The sequence below is a fragment of the Devosia riboflavina genome (genome assembly GCF_000743575.1).
Classification (GTDB): Bacteria; Pseudomonadota; Alphaproteobacteria; order Rhizobiales; family Devosiaceae; genus Devosia; species Devosia riboflavina.
On sequence record NZ_JQGC01000062.1, the window covers coordinates 1 to 643 of the forward strand.

Annotated in this window: 1 protein-coding gene; it reads left to right on the plus strand. The window is 64.5% G+C overall.

The window, feature by feature from the left end:
• Positions 1-37 precede the first annotated feature (37 nt).
• On the plus strand, positions 38-643 hold a 606-nt coding region (locus JP75_RS24655), incomplete at its 3' end, for a lytic murein transglycosylase (protein ID WP_035087851.1).

The following is a 643-nucleotide window of genomic DNA, read 5'->3' on the forward strand; positions in this document are numbered from 1 at the left end:
TGCACGAGATGGGCCCCTTCCAGTTTTTGAGGCTGCCATGTTCCGCACCGCCAAACAGGTTCCCTTTTCCATGTCGCGTCGCGCCTTCGCGACGGGCGCCATTACGCTCCTGGCGTCGTCGGCCATTTCGCCGGCTTTCGCGGCGGGCGTAGGTGGCTTTGTCGATCGCGTCTGGCAGCAGGCCAAGGCGCGTGGCGTCTCGCGGCGGATTTTCGATGCTGCGATGGGCGATTTCCGTCCCATTACCAAGGTGCTCGATCTCAGCGGCAAGCAGCCCGAATTCGCCACCACCGCTGCCGACTATGTCGGCAAGCGCGTCAATGACCGCCAGGTCGGCAATGGCCGCGCCATGCGCGGCGAGTGGGCACAGACCCTTGGCGCCATCGGTGGCCGCTATGGCGTGCAGGCCGAGGCTATCCTCGCCATCTGGGGCATCGAGACCAATTACGGTGGCTATATGGGCGGCAACAACACCGTCCATGCCCTTGGCACCCTCGCCTATGGCGGTCGGCGCGCCGATTATTTCGGCAGCGAGCTCATCACTTCGCTCGAAATCCTCCAGGCCGGGCATGTCCAGCCGGGCAAGATGGTCGGTTCGTGGGCCGGCGCCATGGGCCATCCGCAATTCATGCCCTCGAGCTTC